At 45.5% G+C, this 16,808-nt stretch carries 14 protein-coding genes and 3 pseudogenes; 13 read left to right on the top strand and 4 right to left on the bottom strand.

Annotated features, from left to right (window positions below):
• Positions 1-12: 12 nt before the first annotated feature.
• The 4 genes from BFJ94_RS20665 (at position 13) to BFJ94_RS20680 (ending at position 4,765) form a co-directional block, all read left to right on the top strand.
• Positions 13-837, top strand: coding sequence for a carbohydrate ABC transporter permease (locus BFJ94_RS20665; protein ID WP_120464329.1), 825 nt, complete (start codon positions 13-15; stop codon positions 835-837).
• Between the two features lie 44 nt (positions 838-881).
• Positions 882-2,183 (top strand): alpha-galactosidase, encoded by a 1,302-nt coding sequence (gene melA / locus BFJ94_RS20670; RefSeq protein ID WP_120464330.1) that lies wholly within the window; start codon positions 882-884, stop codon positions 2,181-2,183.
• 35 nt (positions 2,184-2,218) lie between these two features.
• On the top strand, positions 2,219-3,145 hold the full coding sequence (locus tag BFJ94_RS20675) for a carbohydrate kinase family protein (RefSeq protein ID WP_120464331.1): 927 nt from the start codon (positions 2,219-2,221) through the stop codon (positions 3,143-3,145).
• Positions 3,146-3,232: 87 nt separating this feature from the next.
• Positions 3,233-4,765: a right-handed parallel beta-helix repeat-containing protein gene (locus tag BFJ94_RS20680; RefSeq protein ID WP_120465340.1), complete on the top strand. Its 1,533-nt coding sequence runs from the start codon at positions 3,233-3,235 to the stop codon at positions 4,763-4,765.
• Positions 4,766-5,173: 408 nt separating this feature from the next.
• On the opposite strand, the gene BFJ94_RS20685 is transcribed toward BFJ94_RS20680, so the two are convergent.
• The gene (locus BFJ94_RS20685; protein WP_188831514.1) at positions 5,174-6,526 is read right to left on the bottom strand and encodes a TrkH family potassium uptake protein; all 1,353 of its coding nucleotides are present in this window, start codon (positions 6,524-6,526) and stop codon (positions 5,174-5,176) included.
• 198 nt (positions 6,527-6,724) lie between these two features.
• On the opposite strand from BFJ94_RS20685, the gene BFJ94_RS20690 reads away from it, so the two are divergent.
• The 6 genes and pseudogenes from BFJ94_RS20690 (at position 6,725) to BFJ94_RS20715 (ending at position 12,447) form a co-directional block, all read left to right on the top strand.
• Positions 6,725-7,642, top strand: a complete 918-nt coding sequence (locus tag BFJ94_RS20690; protein WP_120464333.1) for a helix-turn-helix transcriptional regulator — start codon at positions 6,725-6,727, stop codon at positions 7,640-7,642.
• A gap of 69 nt (positions 7,643-7,711) precedes the next feature.
• Positions 7,712-8,567 (top strand): annotated as a pseudogene (locus tag BFJ94_RS20695) (DUF2785 domain-containing protein).
• Positions 8,568-8,724: 157 nt separating this feature from the next.
• Positions 8,725-8,913, top strand: a complete 189-nt coding sequence (locus tag BFJ94_RS26345; protein ID WP_438803716.1) for a hypothetical protein — start codon at positions 8,725-8,727, stop codon at positions 8,911-8,913.
• Positions 8,831-9,418, top strand: a pseudogene (locus BFJ94_RS20700) (cation diffusion facilitator family transporter); the annotation flags it as partial. The gene BFJ94_RS26345 and the pseudogene BFJ94_RS20700, both read left to right, overlap by 83 nt.
• A gap of 162 nt (positions 9,419-9,580) precedes the next feature.
• Positions 9,581-10,870 carry a hypothetical protein gene (locus BFJ94_RS20705; protein ID WP_162944356.1) on the top strand — a complete coding sequence of 430 codons (1,290 nt, stop codon included), beginning with the start codon at positions 9,581-9,583 and terminating at the stop codon, positions 10,868-10,870.
• Between the two features lie 740 nt (positions 10,871-11,610).
• Positions 11,611-12,447 (top strand): YitT family protein, encoded by an 837-nt coding sequence (locus BFJ94_RS20715; RefSeq protein WP_120464335.1) that lies wholly within the window; start codon positions 11,611-11,613, stop codon positions 12,445-12,447.
• A gap of 343 nt (positions 12,448-12,790) precedes the next feature.
• On the opposite strand, the gene BFJ94_RS20720 is transcribed toward BFJ94_RS20715, so the two are convergent.
• Both BFJ94_RS20720 and BFJ94_RS20725 read right to left on the bottom strand, forming a co-directional pair.
• A complete protein-coding gene (locus BFJ94_RS20720) occupies positions 12,791-13,522 on the bottom strand; it encodes a type II toxin-antitoxin system PemK/MazF family toxin (RefSeq protein WP_120464336.1) in 732 nt (243 codons plus the stop codon).
• Between the two features lie 233 nt (positions 13,523-13,755).
• Positions 13,756-14,700, bottom strand: coding sequence for a helix-turn-helix transcriptional regulator (locus BFJ94_RS20725; protein WP_120464337.1), 945 nt, complete (start codon positions 14,698-14,700; stop codon positions 13,756-13,758).
• Between the two features lie 96 nt (positions 14,701-14,796).
• Here BFJ94_RS20725 and BFJ94_RS20730 point away from each other — a divergent pair, with 96 nt between their 5' ends.
• Together BFJ94_RS20730 and BFJ94_RS20735 are read left to right on the top strand one after the other, a co-directional pair.
• Positions 14,797-15,246, top strand: a complete 450-nt coding sequence (locus BFJ94_RS20730; protein ID WP_120464338.1) for a VOC family protein — start codon at positions 14,797-14,799, stop codon at positions 15,244-15,246.
• A 515-nt stretch (positions 15,247-15,761) separates the two neighbouring features.
• A complete protein-coding gene (locus BFJ94_RS20735; RefSeq protein WP_120464339.1) occupies positions 15,762-16,322 on the top strand; it encodes a hypothetical protein in 561 nt (186 codons plus the stop codon).
• A 1-nt stretch (position 16,323) separates the two neighbouring features.
• Here BFJ94_RS20735 and BFJ94_RS20740 read toward each other — a convergent pair whose 3' ends face one another.
• Positions 16,324-16,605: a WYL domain-containing protein gene (locus BFJ94_RS20740; protein WP_240431937.1), complete on the bottom strand. Its 282-nt coding sequence runs from the start codon at positions 16,603-16,605 to the stop codon at positions 16,324-16,326.
• 1 nt (position 16,606) lies between these two features.
• Here BFJ94_RS20740 and BFJ94_RS25950 point away from each other — a divergent pair.
• Positions 16,607-16,804 (top strand): annotated as a pseudogene (locus tag BFJ94_RS25950) (VOC family protein); the annotation flags it as partial.
• Positions 16,805-16,808: the final 4 nt, after the last annotated feature.

Here is a 16,808-nt window from a genome sequence, read left to right on the forward strand (position 1 = left end):
GGAGGGGTCAGGATGACCCGGCGTTTCACATGGCTTGAAGGAGTAATTATTGCTATTCTGCTGGTCTCTGCGGCGATCATGCTGCTGCCGTATCTATGGATGGTGCTGTCTTCCTTCAAGAGCAATCTGGAGATTATCTCGTCGGCCACATCTTTTGTGCCGCAAAATCCGACATTGGATGGCTATAGAGCCGTGTTTGAAGAGGCGCCATTTCTCACCTGGCTGCTTAACAGTGCCATAACAGCTGTCATTATTACGGCTGCTACCTTGTTTACAAGCGCACTGGCCGGCTACATTTTTGCTAAATTCACGTTCCCAGGTAAGAGGCTCCTGTTTCTGCTCGTACTGGCGACGATGATGATCCCGTTCCAAGTCATCATGATTCCAACGTATTTGATTGTTTCCAAGCTCGGACTCATCAACAATTTGGCGGCGATCATTGTACCTAGCTTAATCAGCTCTTACGGGGTGTTTTTAGCGAAGCAATTTATCGAGGATATTCCGAGAGATTTGCTTGAGGCGGCACGGATCGACGGGGCGGGCGAGCTTCGTATTATGTGGCGCGTTGTGATGCCGTTGATTTTGCCGATGCTGTCGGCCCTGGGCATCTTCACCTTTATGGCCGCGTGGAACAACTATTTATGGCCGCTCATCGCCATCAATGATATGGATCGCATGACGGTACCGATGGCGCTCGTCTTCTTCAATGGGGCGCATCAGGTCAATTACAACGTAGTTATGTCTGCCGCTGTACTCATTACACTGCCTGTTATTATCGTGTTCCTTATTTTCCAGAAGCAGTTCATCAAAGGGCTGACCATGACAGGCATGAAGTAGAGCCAGCATAGATACCTAATACTCAGGAAATGGAGAAAATACTTATGACTAAAATTTCAATTATCGGCGCAGGAAGCGCATTTACCCGCGAAATTATTGTAGATATCTTTAATATTGAAGGCTTGACGGAAGGGACGATTGCTCTGGTCGACATCGATCCGGAACGGCTCGTGATCGCCCGTGACTTGGTGAACAAGATCATTGAAATGACCGGGAAGAAGTGGCAGGTGCTGGCATCTACCGATCGTCGCGAGGTGATCGCGGGGTCAGATTTTGTGATTAATCAGATTGAGGTTGTCGGATTGGAGACGGTTCGCTACGAGTACGAAATCCCGCTGAAATACGGGGTTAATCAGTGTATCGGCGATACGCTGGGACCAGGCGGATTGTTCAAGACGCTGCGTACATTACCGAGCTGGATCGAAATTGTCCGCGATGTGGAGGAGCTGTGCCCGGACTGCATCATTCTGAACTATACAAATCCGATGTCCGCGGTTACGCTGCTCACTTCCCGGATTACGGACCTGCCGGTGGTGGGGCTCTGCCATTCCATCCAGAACACTTCCAGACAGCTGGCAAAATACGCAGGCATACCTTACGAAGAAATGCAGTGGCGCGCGGGCGGAATTAACCATATGTCATGGTTCGTCGAGCTGACCCATCAAGGCCGGGATCTATACCCTGTCTTATTAGAGAGGATTGCAGATCCGGAGCTTCTGGCCAAAGACCCGGTGCGGTTTGATGCGATGAAGTATTTGGGCGCTTTTGTCTCGGAATCGAGCGGACATTTCTCGGAATATATCCCGTATTATCGGAAGCGGCAGGACTTGATTGACCGCCACTGCAGTACAGGGTATAACGGTGCTACGGGCTATTATGCGGATAACTGGCCGATCTGGCGCCGTACGAATGACGAGGAGATCAAGCAGCAGCTGTCGGGAGAGCACCCGATTGAGTTGAAGTCCAGCCATGAATATGCAGCCGTTATTATTGAAGCGATGGTTAAAAATGAAGTGAAGACGATCTACGGAAGTGTTCCGAATGGAGGGTTGATCTCGAACCTGGCGCATGACGGCGTAGTGGAAGTCGCCTGTATGGTGGACCGCAATGGGGTAAACCCGTGTCAATTCGGGGCGCTGCCTGAGCATCTTGCCACGTTATGCCGCAGTAATATGGCTTTCTTCGAGCTTGCGGTATCTGCGGTGCTGAACAAGGATAAAGAGATGGCGATGCATGCGCTTATGGTCGATCCGCTGACCTCGGCGGTATGCTCGTTAGAGGAAATCAAGGATATGTTCGAAGAGTTGTATGAAGCGGAGCGCCGGTTTATGCCGGAAATGAAATGAAGTAGAGAGCGATAACTCAAGGAGTGGATGAAGCGATGAAGGTAGCTGTATTAGGTGAATTGAATGTGGATATGATCTTGACAGGTTCGGATATTATGCCGGAGATGAACCGGGAGAAGCTGCTTGACGGCATGGAGATTGTACTGGGCTCTTCCTCGGCGATTACGGCCTGTGCACTGGCCTCGCTGGGGGCAGAGGTGGAATTCGTCAGTCTGGTCGGTGACGATGATTTCGGTCGATTCTGTCTCGCCGAGCTGCAGAGAATGGGGGTTTCAACCCAATTCGTATCCGTCGATGCCGAACTGCGGACAGGGATCACCTTATCGTTCTCGGCAGGAGGAGATCGCAGCCTGCTCACCTATCCGGGGACCATACCGCTTCTTGCCCCGGAGCATATTCCTGAAGCGCTGCTGGAGGAAGTGGATCATGTTCATTTTGGCTCTTACTTCTTGCAGACGCGGATGAGGGAGGAATGGGTCTCTTTGTTCGCCAGGGTTCAAAGCTTGGGGAAGACGACCTCTTTTGATACAGGCTGGGATGTATCGGGTGAGTGGCAGCATGAGGGCATCGACCGCCTCCTTCCAGTAACGGATCTGTTCATCCCGAGCGAGGAGGAGCTGATGCATCTGTACCGGGCTGAGGCGCTGGACGATGTCTGGGCGGCCCTGCCGCCTGAAGCATTGACCGGGAGGGTGGCCGTGAAATGCGGCTCACAGGGGGCGGTCATGTTCAAGCGGAATGAGCCTCTGATCCAGGCGCCAGCCTATTCAGTTGATGTCAAGGATACGACTGGAGCCGGAGACTGCTTCAATGCAGGGCTGATCTACGGCTATGGAACGGGACTTCGGGGTGAGGAGCTGCTGCGGTTCGCCTGTGCATGTGGCGCTCTGTCGGTTCAGGGTATTGGAGGAACGGGCAGCCTACCTACGGTTGCCGGAGTTGAACGCTTAATGCAGCGTTGAAGTAAGCGAAGATTCAGATAATGAACGAAGGAGAGGATAGATGTGTTAACAACAGCAGCTCGCAAGACGGTTTGGGGAAAACTGAGAATGTGTGGAACGGTTCTGATGCTTACGGCAAGTCTGGTGCTAGGTGGAATTAGCTTAGAAGGAGCAACAACCTATGCTGCGGGAGCGAACTACTATGTATCTCCGACCGGCAGTGACAATAACTCAGGCACAAGTACCAGTGAGGCGTGGAAAACCTTGCAGTATGCGGCTGACAGCGCAGGCGCGGGCGATACCGTATATGTCATGGATGGCGTGTATCAGCAGAAGCTGAAGATTACGCATTCCGGGTCGGCAGCGGAGGGGCCGATTACGTTCAAGAGTTATACTCCGCAGACCGCTATTCTGGATGGAACAGGGCTGTCTGTAGCGGATTCAGAGGGTCTGATTGAGATTACGGATGCCAGTCATATCGTCCTTGAGGATTTTGAGATTCGCAATTATAAAACTACTACCAAGGATAAAATACCTTCAGGGATTCTGATCACCGGGGCTGGCAGCAATATTACGATTCGCAACAACTATATTCATGCGATCGAGAATAACGCGACTCTGCGCAGTGATCTATCCGGACGCGATGCGCACGGGATCGCGGTATACGGCACGAAGGCACCTCAGTCGCTCAGCAATATTTCGATTATCGGCAATACTCTGAGTGACCTCATCCTCGGCTCCAGTGAATCGATGGTCGTCAACGGCAATGTGGATGGCTTCTTAATTGAAGGAAACATCGTCCATGACAATGACAACATCGGAATCGATGTAATCGGCTTTGAGGGCACATCGCCTAACTCTGCTTATGACCAGGCACGCAATGGCATCGTCCGAGAGAATCTGGTCTACAATATTACTTCGATTAATAATCCGTCCTACGGCAAGTCATTACCGAATGATTCCTACGGGGCGGATGGCATCTATGTCGATGGTGGCAAGGATACGCTGATCGAACGCAATATGAGCTATAACAATGACATTGGGATCGAGATTGCGAGTGAGCATAGCGGGAAGTCCACCAGCAATATTACGGTGAGGAACAATATAGTTGCTAATAATAACTACACGGGCATCGCCATGGGGGGCTACGATAAGAAACGCGGCTCTACCGTGGATTGTAAGGTCATCGGCAATACGTTGTACAAGAACGATACGAAGGGGCTGGATGGCGGTCAGATGCTGCTGCAATACGATACGAAGAATAATGTCATCAAGAATAATATTTTTGTAGCTAGCAGTTCTAAGCTGATGATCTCGAATCCTTTTACCCAAAATACCGGAAATCAGGTGGATTATAACCTTTACTATGTGACGGGTGGGGCCAGTTCAGCCGAATGGCAGTGGAAAAATGTCAGCTACACCGGATTTGCCGCTTATAAATCGGGCACGTCCCTGGATAGCCACTCCTTATTTGCTGATCCGCTGCTCGTTGATCCGGCCGCTGGAAACTACACGCTCAGCGCCTCTTCCCCGGCGATTAATGCGGGAGAGAATTTGGGCTCGATCGTGGGAGACAAGGACTACAAAGGAAGCGATCGCGTAAAAGGTGGCAATATCGACATTGGAGCAGATGAATATTAAGATAGTATACTAGGTTAGTTTGTATTGGAGCCTCCGCCGTCAGGCGGGGGTTTTTTTGCGAGAAATAACGGGAATCAGAGGAGCGATGGGATCGCCATGATACAGTGGTCAAAAATGACCGTTAGAGCATGAAAACAACAATTACGCTCCTCCAACGGACACTTTTGACCATTAGAAGCACAAATTGCGATTTTTCGCGACAAATCCCTTTGTAATGGACACCCTTGTCCGTTACAAGGGCAGGATGCCACGGGATCAACGCTAACGGACAATAATGTCCGTGTCCGAGTTGACACGGACAGAGCATGGGGATGTTCACATTTTTGGGGCACGCAAAAGAGGCGTCTCTAAGTCGAAAGATCGACTTTTGAGACAGCCCCGTAGTCCATTGTATAAATTGCTAGCGTATTATCCCGAAATCACTCTCTCCACAGGATAATGGATTTTCGGTTTCTTCTTCTTGCCTCCAATAATGAAGATGAACGAGGTCAGACCGATTCTCCCAATGAACATGAGCATCATCAGCAGAAATTTGGCGAAAGCGCTTAGCTCTGGTGTAATGCCCGTGGACATGCCCACCGTACCAAAGGCAGAGCATACCTCCAAAATGATCGATATCAGCTGATGATGGGAATCCGTAATATTGATAACAATGGCGGAGGCTCCGCACATCACAATGGCAAGCAGCATAATCGCCAGTGATTTCATAACATCATCCGGATGAATTTCTCGCTTAAAGATTTTGATCTCACGATTCCCTCTGATGTAGTTATACATAAATAAGATGCACACTGCAAAGGTCGTGGTTCGAATTCCTCCGCCTACAGAGTTGGGAGATCCACCAATAAACATGTAGATGCTCATGACAAGCAGAGTAGACTCTGACAATTGGGTGATATCCATCGTCGTTAATCCGGCACTTCGGGTCGAAGTGGATTGGAAGAAAGAGTAGAAGAACCTCTCATGCCATGACATTCCCTTAAAATAATGTTGATATTCAAGCAAGAAGATAAGAATCGTCCCAATGACCAGAAGAATAAGATACGTCGATGTTGTTAATTTGGCAAATAGGGAGAAGCGAAAGGGTGGAGCCTGCTTGTCCCTTCTTCTCGATAAGAAAGTCTTAATCTCAATCAGTACCGGAAATCCGATGGCTCCAAAGATGATCAAGATACTGGTAACGACTTGTACAAAATAATCATTGGCAAAAGGCACCAGCGATTGCCCGGTAATATCCACCCCGGCGTTCGTCGTTGCACTGACGGATGCAAATAAACCTTGTAGGAAGGCTTCATGCCAGGTTGGGAAGTAATTAAGGAAATGAAGTCCGAAAATAATAGCTCCAATGAGCTCGGTCAGCAAAATGATCTTTAAAATTTCCTTGATAAATTGAACCAGTCCGGATAATTGAAACTGGTTGTTGTCGATCATGATCAGCTGCCGTTCGCGCAGTCCAATTTTGCGTCCGATGAGAATCCAGAAGAAGGTGCTCATCGCCATAATCCCAAGACCACCGAACTGCAGCACTAACATAATGATGAAGTATCCAAATACGCTAAAGGTGTCAGCGACATTCAGTACAGCAAGTCCAGTGTCGCTTACTATGCTAACCGCCGTGAATACCGTATCGTAGAAGCTTACGTTCGTGCCGCTCCGATATACACCTGGAAGGCAGAACAAACCAACAGATATGCTAACAGCAAGTAAGTAATAGCCGGTGATAACCTGAGCAGGTGAGCGTTTCTCCAGCCAACCTCGCATTTTACTAAGTAGGGCCAACAACATGTCCTCCAATTCTTATATCGTAAAAAGAAGCCAACGAAAGAAAGGACTCTTCCGACAGCTCCAAGGCAGTTTTTCATTGAATCGTAGATTATCATACCCTTGGTATTTCGGCTTGTAAAGGGGGGGATGAGGTCATTATGCTATACTTGGCTTATCATTTCAGGGCGGTGAACCATGCGAGTAGATCGATTGCTCTCCATTTTACTTATCATCTCAAAAAAAGGGTTGGTGACAGGCAAGGAGCTTGCGGAACATTTTGAGGTCTCATTGCGAACCATTTACAGGGATATAGAGAAATTAGGGGAAGCAGGTATTCCGGTCGCATCCATCGGGGGTAAAGGCGGGGGCTATTACATTATGGAGAACTATAATGTGGACAATCTTTTTTTGAAGAAAGATGAAGCTTCTACGTTCGTGGCGATCATGAATAACCTGAATTTTCTGTTTGGGAAAAACGCACAGTTCAATGCTATGGTTCTAAAGATCGAGAATACATATAACCGAGAAAATACGGATAAGCTCAGCATTAACATGTCCCATTTCAGTATGGAGAATGAATTGAAGGAATACCTGTATCAGATGAATCAGGCCATTGAAGAAAATAGGCTGATGATATTTGATTATTGCAACAGACAGATGGAGTATTCCGAAAGAACAGTCGAGCCTGTTCAAATCACATTTACCGCCGGTCAGTGGTATCTGATTGGATTTTGCCGGTACCGGGACGACTACAGAAGGTTCAAGCTGGTACGGATCAGGAATTTGAAGCTGGGCGACGGCTTTGCCAAGAGAGATATCACGAAGGAAGAAATCGAGGAAATTTTTGACGAAGGCTACCGCATGCGAAGCATTCAGGTTACTTTGAAGTTCTCCAATCGAATGGGCAAGCAGCTAACCGAGTATTTTCAAGAGGAGAATATTCAACAAACGGAAGACGGCCAATACCTTGTTGTAGATCAATTTCCGTATGAGGAAGGATTGCTCAAATATATTTTAGGCTTTGGCAAGGAATGCGAGATTATAGAGCCCCTCTATTTAAGAGATGAATTAATAGAATATGTAAAAGAATTATTGCTCCCCTACAATGGCTGACATACTGATGTCAGTCGTTTTGTTTTATTGTGGAGGTATACACGGATAGATAAGGAGTGGAATAAAATCGTGGACAATACAAGGGTGAGGCTCATGACGGACCTGCAAAGAATCGAGAAGGAGCATTACCAGCTTCGTGAAGGCGAGCGGCTGCAGGATTTTCTTGCTTTGATGCTGCACTATATCGGGGACCCCCAGCCGGAATTGCGGGATGATCTAATCTGTACGACATTTTATGAGTGGTTTCAGGACGAGAACATGTTGACGGCAACGGAATTGCACAGTCTTCTGGCTGTTCTGACTGATGAGCAGCATTTGTTTTATCGGATTGGCAGCGAGAATGATTCGTCTGTCTTTACAAGGGCATTCTCCATTCTGCCCCATTGCGTTGATTGCAGAACGCCATAGGATACAGCCTTTTCTGGATCAAGCCGAATTCCAGCATCTCAAGCATTCAGTGCTCCGCTACTATAAAGAGGAGAAGGATCTGCGCGGTTATCTACCTGAAGGTGGCTGGGCCCACAGTGCGGCACATGGTGCGGATGCTTTGGATGAGCTGGTTCAGTGTCCGGAGAGTGATGCAGCGCTACAGCATGAGGTACTTGCTGCGATTCAAGGGAAGTTACATAACGGGATGCAGATTTTTAGCGAAGAGGAAGATGAGCGGATGGCCACAATCCTGGATACCATGATTGACAAAAAACTGCTCCCGCTGCAGGAGATTGCTGACTGGATTAGTGGGCTGACACACTGCGCTGATTTGCCGCAAAATCGTGGCCCGAGGATCGCCCGTGTAAATAGCAAAAACTTTCTCCGCAGTCTTTATTTCAGAAGAGGGAGGAAGATCCGCCGTGGAGATGTTCTTGATGCTGCCATCCTTGTAGGAGAGGCTAAATTGAACAGATTTTCCATAGGGGAAGATTGAATTCAGTTTGATGGAAGTTGCTTTGTTGGAAAGCTAACAGCCCTTCTTCTGCCTTTTTGGCGGAGAGGGCTGTTTTAATGAAATTTGTTTTATAATATAGGCATATATCATTGAAGCAAGCTGTAAGCCATCTGACTGAATTAGGAGACAAACGAAAATGAGTGAACATCATCTCGAACACCATCACCACGACCATCACCATCACATCGATCCGAACGGAAATAAAAAGGGGCTAATCATCGCATTAACCATTACTCTAGGCGGAGGCCTATGGACGCTTCACGGAACCTCCAACCGTAGCGAGTGGCTCCATGATGCTGATCGCATGTATCGGTCTGTTAGCTAATGTCGTCAGTGCCTGGTCTCTAATGAGAAAAGGCGATGTGAAAAATAACATCAATCTACGCAGTGCCTATCTGCACATTCTCGGAGATGCGCTGGGTTCAGTCGGTGCGATCGCCGCCGGCTTAGTCATGATGATCTTCGGGTGGTATATCGCCGACCCGATCATCAGTGTGCTCGTTGCCCTTCTCATCCTTAGAGGAGCTTGGGGCGTGATCAAGCATACCATTCATATCCTGATGGAAGGTTCGCCATCTACCGTGAATTCAGCGGAAGTGAAAGCGACATTAGCGAGTATTGACGGGGTCAAAGACGTGCACGACCTCCATATTTGGACGATTACATCCGGCCTGGATTCGCTAAGCTGCCATCTCTTGATTGAGGACGACTGGGATAGCCAGCAGATTCTACAGCAAGCCATCCATTTGATCACCGATCAATTTGAAATTCAGCATACAACGATTCAGGTTGAAACCTCAGCGATAGAGCATGGGGAGATGAAGGTTTGAGGATTAATGACAATAAGACTGGAAGGCGGGGCGTGCGATGAAATCTGGACAAAGTAAAGATCAGCGTATTGCAGAGTATTTAGGGAAGCTTAATAAGGAGGAGCTAATCGCGTACTGGTCAATTTCTCGGAGGAAATAGAGGAAGTGAAGCAGGCACTCACTTTGAAGTTCATAGATGTTGGCGGAGAGGAAAGCTTGAGCCAATACAAACAGATTATCCAGGCATCTATTAAGAAGTATGCGGATCGTCACGGAGTTGTGGCCTATGGGGATGAAGCTTATGCTGTAACAGGTGCTCAAAGAGTAATGGACAAGGCGTATGAGGCGATCCAAAAGGGCGAGCAGCTTCAAGCTGCTGAAATTTTATTCCTCGTTTTCGATGAAATGAGGGATTTATTGGGGAGTTGTCATGATCCCGACGGAGACGTTGAAGTATTAATAGAAGATTGTCTGGATTCGATTCATGATATCTCTGTTGAATTAGGGAATAGTGACTCAAAGGAGAGAGAGATATTGTTCAAGAGGCTGCTGGAGGAATCTGTTCATCCCGTATTAGAGGGCAGGAGTGAGTGGGGACTTTCTTTCTTGGACGATGCTATTAATGTAATGGCGACGGATGCGGAGATAAAATTATGGAGTGCTCTACTAGATGATATGGAAAATAAAAACGGAACAACTTATAGTACATATTTCTCTAGGCATGCTGCCGAACTAAAGTATAAGGCCGTTCAGAAATTTGAAGGTGTAGACAGCGCGACGGAATTTATACAGAAGCACTTGGATATGCCGGAATTTCGTGAAAAAGCGATCAAAGCAGCCCTCGACAATCAGAGCTATGATAAGGCACTGGAGTTGGTCAAGCAGGGCGAACAGATCGATGCAGAGAAAAAGTTACCTGGCCTCGTTCATAAATGGAAAGTCCATCGTTACGAGATCTATAGGCTTGCTCATCAACTGGAGCAACAGAAGCAATTGGCTGAGGAGTTGGCGCTTGAAGAAGATTATAGTTACTATTTAATACTCAAAGGGCTCTATGATCAGGATGCTTGGCCAGCGGTGTATGAGGGATTTCTGAATAAGCTTAAGGATAAGAAGGGCGGGAGAACTTCAGGATTTTATACCGCAGTCCTTGTTGAAGAAGGGGATAATCCCAGACTGATGGAGTATGTTCGTAATAATGCATGGGCGGTAGTTAACTACTATCCTTATTTGGTCGAGGATTATACAGAGGAAGTATTTCAATGGTTCACACAGGTTATCACTGAAGCAGCGGCCAACGCAACGAAGCGCAAGCAGTATCAGGAAGTGTGCAAGAAGATTCACACCTTAATTCAAGCAGGAGGTACTGACCCCGCACGTAAACTCCTTAAGCAGCTTCGCGGTGATTATTCAAATCGCCCTGCTTTTCTGGATGAGTTGGAGAGGGTGGACACAACAGGAATTGGCCGATAGAGCTGGGCTACATCAGGAGTCTGTTGCTTGCATAGAGGATGGTCGGAGCGTTCCTTGTTTGGATATTGTAAATCGAATATCTTTTGCTCTCGGTATGAAGTTTAGTTTGCACGGGGACGAGCAGGCGGCTAACGAAACACCATATCGCTATTTCCATAAAAACAGCGGCAAATAAAATCTAACGAAACACCATATCGTTATTTCAAGGAAATTCCTGCTTTAGACCCTTAACTTGCCCCAATAGCGATACCCTGTTTCGTTAGAATTTCAAACGGCTCCTTTTGGAGAAAATAACGATACGTGGTTTCGTTAGAGTACGGGAGTCAAATGGGGGTAGCGTGCAGTACAATTTGTAGATTGATGGGATGATTGGTCTCGTTTTCCTCTGTACTGTGGATTCATTCATTAATACGGTTAAATTGATAAGTTTATCATCGTACAAGCCCGGATAATCTGGGCTTTTTGATTTTATATAGCGTGCACGTCTGGATACTCTGTTCTTAGTGCACCCTATTTCATGGAAGGGGACATTACAACAATACGCAGGTCGTCTCAAGTAAAGGGATACAGAGCGATGGGGTATTCGGGGATTGAGCTCATGTAGTGGCTCCACTCGTTCTTTTTTGAGTGAATTAGATAGCGAATTAAAGCGTAAAAGTCATATTGACTTTATAGTTGTATATTGGATACGATGATCTGGTTACAAGGTTAGAAATGTGGGAGAGAGGATCAGAGTAGTTATGAAAAAAAGGATTGCAGATATTGCTATTATGACTGTGGGTGCCTTCTTATTTGCGTTGGCCGTCAACCTGTTTGTCATCCCGAACGAGTTCGGTGAGGGAGGCGTTACAGGGGTCACCATTATACTGTATTACTTGTTCCAGTGGTCACCCTCAATAGTAAACTTAATAATTAATGGCTTGCTGCTGATTGTCGGCTATAAATTCCTGGATCGGCAGACGACTATTTATACGGTGATAGCAGTCGCCCTTAATTCGCTATTCCTGCATTTAACGGAAGGCTGGACGATCGCCTCGCACGAGCTGACCATTAATGCCGTATTCGCCGGTGTATTGGTGGGGAGCGGGATCGGCCTGATCGTACGGGTCGGGGGGACAACGGCGGGAACCGTGATTTTAGCACGGATTGCTAACAAATATTTCGACTGGAATGTCAGCTATGCGCTGTTGTTTTTCGACTTAATCGTGGCCTTCTCCTCCTATTTCATTATCGGTCCAGAGAAGCTGATGCTGACCATCGTCGCTTTGTATGTAGGCACCAAGGTCATGGACTTCATTATTGAAGGGCTGAATCCCAAAAAGGCAGTGATGATCATCTCAGAGAAGCAGAACGACATCGCCGAGAAGGTCATTACCGAGATGGACCGCGGAGTTACCGTACTGTCGGGCCATGGGTACTATACGAAGAACCCGAAGGAAGTCCTGTATATCGTCATTAGTAAGCAAGAAGTATCCACGCTGAAGAAGATCGTCAAATCCATCGATACAGCTGCTTTTCTCACCATCCATGACGTGCGGGACGTGTTTGGAGAGGGATTTTTGGATATTTCGAAGTAAGGGAAGCGGCTTGGTTGTCCCGGGTTCCATGTCATCGGCATTTTCCCATTGTCTTGCTACCGGGTGAAAGCATTACTATGAACGACAAAGACCATCTCCGAAGGAGATGGTCTTGTTTAAATAATGCATTTGCATAACTTATGTTGCGGCTAGGGTATTGTTAAAGAAGTAAAGAAATTATAGCTAAAACTTAGAAAAAGAGCCCCAAATAGGGACTCTTTAGAATCTGCACAATTACCTTCCGGTAATGGCGTACGCTTGTAATTATTTACGACACGTTCAGTTAATCACCACAACCAACAGGGTTGGCGGGGAATATAGAAATATCTTCAATTAGATGATATCAATCATTCTTTGGTGTGTCAACAGCTTCACCAACGGCCGCCTGTTTATATGCTAACTCTTCATTGAGATCAGCAATTTGTGAATTCAACCTACTAATTTCATCTTGTAGTCGTTTGATTTCGTAAAGTGAATCGGGTGAGTGAAGGTGTGCCAGTTTCATTTCTATTGTTCTTAGTAAATGATCACTATGTTTCAATACCGGGTACGGAAAATATTTATTGAGTTTATCAATAACTTGGGGTGGAACGACATAGTCTCTAACACTACATCGCAAGTCAGACGTTACTCTGTTTTTTGAAACAACTCTGACCTGATGGAGATTGATGATCGTATCTCTAGGAAATATCGGTGGTCGACTGGGGAACCAACCACGATCGCTTGGAACTTGAATAATGGCCTTTTTAACTTCGTCGTTAAATTCAGAACCATCATCGGATGTAGTAGGTACGACTACGATCAGTTCCTGAAAATCTTTAAGTACAATAGCTGGATGAGGCTGGAACAATTCTCGATCGATACCATATCCAAAATTGATCATTACCTTTCTACCTCTTGCGTACCGAATTGGTTTTCCATGTGAGTTCTTTAAATGATATGTATCGTAATCGTCACCATTAAGTGTATGCTTATTAAGCAGATCATTCCAAAGTAGAAAGGAGATACTTTCACCAAGTCGAAATGTTTTAACTAGCATTTCTGTTTCTTGGAGGGTTTCAGATAATTGTGCCATAATGAAGGAGTCACTTGCTGTTGGCCTGTCCTTTGGGGCTGCACGACTGTATGATTTTACACTGTTTTTATCGAATCCGATACTTAGTCACCCTTTCATATTGTACTATGATTGATTATACTAATTATTCTCTTTTTTGGAAGCCGTTCTGCATCTATCGAAATAAAGAAGTATGGTTTGCCAGATCCCTCTTTTTTGACGTTTTTTACGCTGTGGGTACCTTGCATACTATTTTATAACTTTTGATAATGCTTGAGCAGCTTCTCCACCCGGGTCTGGATCAATTGTCGCAGTGACTCTGGCTCCACGGATACAACCTCCTCGTCAAACCTCATGAAATAATCCGCAATAAATTCCTCATCACCCGGATTGTAGAACCCCTTAATGACAGTCTTATCCCCAGTTTCTAGTTGCATGGAAGGATAATGCTCCTTATAGAAAAGATCCTCGGCTTGCTCAGAGATCTCCACCTCGAAGTGAATACTATTCTTATTCTTAGATTGATACATCTCCATGGAACGACTCACAAGCTCATCTATAGAAAAGCGGGTTTGCGCGTCTGCTTCCACAATGGAAGTGATCCGGTCACATCTGAACACCCGGTATTTATTCGTACTTAGCTCGATTCCAGTGGCATACCATTGACCGAACCTGGCTGAGATTTTGAAGAATTGCACCTCGTAGATTGTTTCCTGACTATTTTTCAAATATTGAATCCTACAGGGGCTCTCATGAAGAATGCTCATCAGAATCTGGTCCAAATAACGACTCACATGATGATGCTGATACATCTCAAATTGCAGCACCTGCTTCATCTTGCGAATCTGCTCGATCTGCCCGTCAGATAGACAGTGCTCAAACTTCTCATTCAGTTGATTCACGCTGAGATGGAAGGGCGTCGATTGATAAGCCTCCAGCGTCACCATGGCAAAATACAGAGCATACACTTCATCCATCGTGAAAATAATAGGAGACAGCAATCGGTTCTGAAGGATTCCATACCGTCCATGTCTTCCATGCTCCGAATAAATCGGCATGCCCAATTGCTCTAATGAGCTGATATCCCGCAGCGCCGTGCTTTTGGATATATGATATTTGTCCATCAAGTCTTGTAAATTAAAGAACTCCCGGCCGTTCAAGTACCGGATCATGTCGTTCAATCTTTCCGATTTCTTCATTCATAATCTCCTTGCTTAAAGGTGTCATGTTCTGCTACCTATATGTATTATTATGAATTCAAGATCCAATATCAAACTTTAAAGGAGATCGATCCCATGAGCGCAACACTAGAAGTAGCCATATTCTTATCCATGAACGGAAGAGCCCAAGAGGCCATCGAGTTTTACAAGAAACACCTCAACGCCGAGCAACTACTGCTCGTCACTTACGAAGACATGGCCCAACGCGACCCATCGTTCCCACTTACAGAGGAGAATAAGCATCACATCACTCATTCGGTATTAAGAATCGGAAAGACCAAAATCATGATCGCCGAAGACACCATAGACCCCCGTGAAAAATACACCGTCGGCAACAACACCTCCCTGTGCATTCAAAGTGCGGACTTAGAGGAAATTGAGAAGTTCTATGAAAGCTTAACTTCAGATGATCGGGTGCGGGTCATTGTTCCGTTAGCTAGCAATATTTTCAGCAAAGCGTACGGGATTATCGAAGATCCGTTTGGGGTGCAGGTGCAGTTGATGGTGGATGAGAGGTTGGGGTGAGGGGTAAAAGTCAGCAATCTATTCTGACAGGATGAAGTACAAAAAGCTGCAAACTGGCTCCGATACTCAATCGGTAAACTTCTGATCTTTCTTAGCTAGCATAAAATGCACCCCCAGAATTTTCATCAGATAAACCTGAGGTTTATTTCATGTTCATTCTAAAGGGTGTACTTGTCAGAAATAGGCCATATTAGAATTAGTATGGTATGATTCTTCTGTAACGCCTACTTCCATATCAGAAATGTACTCAGAAGGACCATCATAAAAAGTTGGATCAGATCAATACGTTATTTTAATTTACTCCAGATATTTCCTCATCATTTTATTTAGCACTTAAACAATTTCTAATTGGGTTCACATTCTGTCGTTGTTGCTCTCTATTGCAGCAAGAACAAATAATAAAAATCCTACGACTAAAAGGAAATTAAAAGTTTTATTTTTGATACCTCCTTATGAAAGGGTAGCGATAGTTAAGGCTTGACCTAAATTAAAGTCTTATTAAGGAGAAGAATAAAGTGAGACAACTATATTGTTTGTTATTAATTATATTTACTGCAGGATGTAGTTACCAGAATAGTTCCTCCATAAATGAAATTACAGATCAAAAATATCAAGTTAATCAAACAAATGATTCGACCCAATCAAAAGATCATAGAAGTGAACCAATTGAAGCAACCGAAGAGGACGATTCTAATCAAGAACAATCTCGTGTAGGTGAATTAGACATCAAGGATTTGAAAGTGGATGGTGTTAAAGGAGCATTATTGGACGCTGTTAAGAAACAATTGAAAGAAGCGAAGGCTAATAACAAAGAAAATATTGAGAAGTTAATTCATCCTAAGGCGGAGAAAGGAAATGCTACATCCTTTTATGAATTGACCATGAATATTAGATCCATAAATAAATTGGAATTAAATAATGAACGCGTAACTGCAGTCTCTGAAGAGTATGACTTAAATGAAAACAACGTTAAGATCGTCACCATTCACATGGTATCCCTTCAAGGAACAGAAGAAAATCTTAATTTAATTTATGTTTTCTCTAATAATAAATGGCTGTTATATAGAATTGATTAGGTTATAGGTGATGTAACTTATGTGAGCGGGATTGTGCGTCCTCTTCCACAACTGAGGTAATCCGGTCACATCTGAACACCCGGTACTTATTCGTACTTAGCTCGATTCCAGTAGCATACCATTGGCCGAACCTGGCTGAGATTTTAAAGAATTGCACCTCGTAGCTCGTATCCTGACTATTTTTTGAATAGTGAATCCTGCAGGGGCTCTCATTTAGAATGCTCATCAGAATCCGGTCCAAATAGCGACTCACATGATGATGCTGATACATCTCAAATTGCAGCACTGTCGGTAATAACACCTCCCTGTGCATTCAAAGTGCGGACTTGGAGGAAATCGAGAACTTTTATGAAAGCTTAACTTCTGATGATCGAGTGAGGGTTATTGTTCCTTTAGCTAGCAATGTGTTCAGCAAGGCGTACGGGATCATCGAAGATCCGTTTGGGGCGAGGAGACTAGAGTCCAAAAGATCCCTAAATTAGTGTA

The sequence above is a fragment of the Paenibacillus aceti genome (assembly GCF_003614185.1).
GTDB lineage: Bacteria > Bacillota > Bacilli > Paenibacillales > Paenibacillaceae > Fontibacillus > Fontibacillus aceti.

Excerpts from the sequence above, each read along its gene's own strand:
- BFJ94_RS20665 (WP_120464329.1), top strand. The coding sequence starts at position 13 with ATGACCCGGCGTTTCACATGGCTTGAAGGAGTAATTATTGCTATTCTG.
- melA (WP_120464330.1), top strand. The coding sequence starts at position 882 with ATGACTAAAATTTCAATTATCGGCGCAGGAAGCGCATTTACCCGCGAA.
- BFJ94_RS20675 (WP_120464331.1), top strand. The coding sequence starts at position 2,219 with ATGAAGGTAGCTGTATTAGGTGAATTGAATGTGGATATGATCTTGACA.
- BFJ94_RS20680 (WP_120465340.1), top strand. The coding sequence starts at position 3,233 with ATGTGTGGAACGGTTCTGATGCTTACGGCAAGTCTGGTGCTAGGTGGA.
- BFJ94_RS20685 (WP_188831514.1), bottom strand. The coding sequence starts at position 6,526 with ATGCGAGGTTGGCTGGAGAAACGCTCACCTGCTCAGGTTATCACCGGC.
- BFJ94_RS20690 (WP_120464333.1), top strand. The coding sequence starts at position 6,725 with ATGCGAGTAGATCGATTGCTCTCCATTTTACTTATCATCTCAAAAAAA.
- BFJ94_RS26345 (WP_438803716.1), top strand. The coding sequence starts at position 8,725 with ATGAGTGAACATCATCTCGAACACCATCACCACGACCATCACCATCAC.
- BFJ94_RS20715 (WP_120464335.1), top strand. The coding sequence starts at position 11,611 with ATGAAAAAAAGGATTGCAGATATTGCTATTATGACTGTGGGTGCCTTC.
- BFJ94_RS20720 (WP_120464336.1), bottom strand. The coding sequence starts at position 13,522 with ATGGCACAATTATCTGAAACCCTCCAAGAAACAGAAATGCTAGTTAAA.
- BFJ94_RS20725 (WP_120464337.1), bottom strand. The coding sequence starts at position 14,700 with ATGAAGAAATCGGAAAGATTGAACGACATGATCCGGTACTTGAACGGC.
- BFJ94_RS20730 (WP_120464338.1), top strand. The coding sequence starts at position 14,797 with ATGAGCGCAACACTAGAAGTAGCCATATTCTTATCCATGAACGGAAGA.